This is a genomic window from Burkholderia sp. Bp9140, assembly GCF_003853425.1.
Classification (GTDB): domain Bacteria; phylum Pseudomonadota; class Gammaproteobacteria; order Burkholderiales; family Burkholderiaceae; genus Burkholderia.
Genome location: NZ_QTPQ01000093.1, coordinates 1 through 2,476, shown reverse-complemented (window position 1 = coordinate 2,476; position 2,476 = coordinate 1). Strand labels below are relative to the sequence as shown.

Below are 2,476 nucleotides of genomic sequence, written 5' to 3'. Positions count from 1 at the left end.
GTAAGCGGCTAGCCAACCCGTCTTGAGTTTGACCGAGGCGCTTGGGAGTATCGTGTCCACCTAACGAATAAGCGGACACGTGAACACTATCGAATCGGAAGCACTCCCGGAGCGTCGTCGTCGGCAACGCTACAGCGAGGAGTTCAAAGCGCAGGTGGTTGCTGCCTGCCAGGGAATCGGCGTATCGGTTGCGGCGGTCGCGCTGGAACACAGGCTCAACGCAAATCTGCTGCGGCGCTGGATCGATCAGGCGGAAGGTCGACTTCCCAAGAGACCGTTGGGCCGTCCACCGGCCACACCACCGTTACTGCCAGCCTTTGTGCCGTTGGCATTGGGAACGCCGAGTCCGCATTCGCCAGAGATCCGCATCGAGGTGCGCCGAGGAGATCAGTCGATCACGGTGAGCTGGCCGGTGTCCGAGGCAACCCAGTGCGCCGCCTGGCTGCGTGAGTGGCTGCGGTGATCCGTGTCGACGAGATCTGGCTGGCGGTCGATCCACTGGACATGCGCGCCGGTTTCGATACGGCCTTGGCGCGTGTGGTCAAGGTGTTCGGCGCCGCGCACCCACACCATGCCTATCTGTTCGCCAATCGGCGCGCCAACCGCATGAAGGTCCTGATTCACGACGGGATCGGCATCTGGCTGGCCGCGCGACGCCTGAACCAGGGGCAGTTCGCCTGGCCGCACCTCGGCAGCGAACCCAAGCAGCGTGCCTTGACGCACGAACAGCTGGCCGGCCTGGTGCTGGGCTTGCCGTGGCAGCGCATCGGCGAGGACGGCGTGATCCGTGTCGTCTAAGTCCCGCGGGACGTAAACAGTTGCGCTTCCGCCGTCTGCGGGGTTCTGGCAGACTGGCCCGCATGAACTTGCCTGCCGACCTCGACGCACTCAGCCCGGAACAGTTGCGCGCCCTGACAGCGCAACTGATAGCCGAAGTCGAGGCGAAGGACCAGACGATCAAGGAGAAGGAGCGGGAAGCCAGTGAGCGAGACCAAGAACTACGCTACCGGCAGACCCGTATCGATCAACTCACCCACGAGGTCTCGGCCCTCAAGCGCCAGCAGTTCGGCCGGCGCAGCGAACAGCTCAACAGTGAGCAGATGAACCTGCTCGACGAGGCCATCGAGGGCGACCTGGTTGCCATCGAGATGGAGCTCGAACAGCTTGAGCCGACACGAGTTGAACGGCAACGCGAGCAGCCGAAACGCGCACCGCTGCCGCCGCAACTGCCGCGCACCGAGATCCATCACGAACCGGATAGCACGACGTGCCAGTGCGGTTGCGAACGCATGCGCATCGGCGAGGACGTGAGCGAGAAGCTGGACTACACGCCGGGCGTGTTCACGGTGGAGCGGCATATCCGCGGCAAGTGGGTGTGCAAGGCGTGCGAGACGCTGATCCAGGCGCCGGTTCCGCCGCATGTGATCGACAAGGGCGTGCCCACTGCCGGGTTGCTCGCGCAAGTGCTGGTCGCCAAGTACGGCGACCACTTGCCCCTGTATCGCCAGGAACAGATCTTTGGTCGTGCGGGACTGGCCATTGCGAGATCCACGCTCGGTGCCTGGGTGGGCAGGTGTGGTGTGCAGTTGCAGCCGCTGGTCGATGCACTCCGCCAGGCCATCCTGCAACAGGGTGTGCTGCACGCGGACGAGACGCCCGTGCAGATGCTCAGCCCCGGCAAGGGCAAGACGCACCGGGCATACCTATGGGCGTATACGCCGACCCACTTCAGCAACCTGCGCGCAGTGGTCTACGACTTCGCCGAGAGCCGCGCCGGTGCGCACGCTCGCACGTTCCTGCAGGGCTGGCACGGCAAGCTGGTGTGCGATGACTACAGCGGGTACAAGGCCTCGTTCCAGCACGGCATCACCGAGATCGGATGCGCGGCCCATGCCCGACGCAAGTTCTTTGAATTGCACGCCAACCACAGCAGCCAGGTTGCCGGGCAGGCCCTGCCGTTCTTTACCGCGCTCTACGACATCGAACGCGAGGCCGCGGCACTGAATGCCGACGAACGGCAGCGGCTTCGCCAGCGCCAGGCCAAACCGGTATGCGATGCCCTCCATGAATGGCTAGTGGCGCAGCGCAAACCCGTTGCGGAGGGTTCGGCGATTGCGAAGGCGCTGGACTACAGCCTGAAACGTTGGGAGGCACTCACGCGCTATCTCGATGACGGGAACGTGCCGATCGACAACAACTGGGTCGAAAATCAAATCCGTCCGTGGGCAGTCGGCCGGTCCAATTGGTTGTTCGCCGGATCGCTGCGCGCGGGGCAGCGAGCGGCCGCCATCATGAGCTTGATTCGTTCGGCGCAACTGAACGGGCTCGATCCGCTCGCCTATCTGAAGGACGTCCTCACACGCTTGCCGACCCACAAGGCCAGCGACATCGACGCGCTACTGCCGCATCGCTGGCAGCCTGTCTCGACCGCCGCCTAAACTCGCTCGTCAAGATGCGTTGGCTGGCCGCTTACGAC

The 2,476-nt window shown here is 64.2% G+C and carries 3 protein-coding genes; all 3 read left to right on the top strand.

Features of this window, described 5'->3' with window-relative positions:
* Positions 1-79 precede the first annotated feature (79 nt).
* The 3 genes from tnpA (at position 80) to tnpC (ending at position 2,438) form a co-directional block, all read left to right on the top strand.
* A complete protein-coding gene (tnpA, locus tag DIE21_RS36710) occupies positions 80-463 on the top strand; it encodes an IS66-like element accessory protein TnpA (protein WP_260426866.1) in 384 nt (127 codons plus the stop codon).
* Positions 451-798, top strand: a complete 348-nt coding sequence (gene tnpB / locus DIE21_RS36705) for an IS66 family insertion sequence element accessory protein TnpB (RefSeq protein ID WP_148092775.1) — start codon at positions 451-453, stop codon at positions 796-798. The genes tnpA and tnpB overlap by 13 nt, the downstream gene beginning before the upstream one ends.
* A 62-nt stretch (positions 799-860) precedes the next feature.
* Positions 861-2,438, top strand: a complete 1,578-nt coding sequence (gene tnpC / locus DIE21_RS36700) for an IS66 family transposase (RefSeq protein ID WP_124502191.1) — start codon at positions 861-863, stop codon at positions 2,436-2,438.
* Positions 2,439-2,476 lie beyond the last annotated feature (38 nt).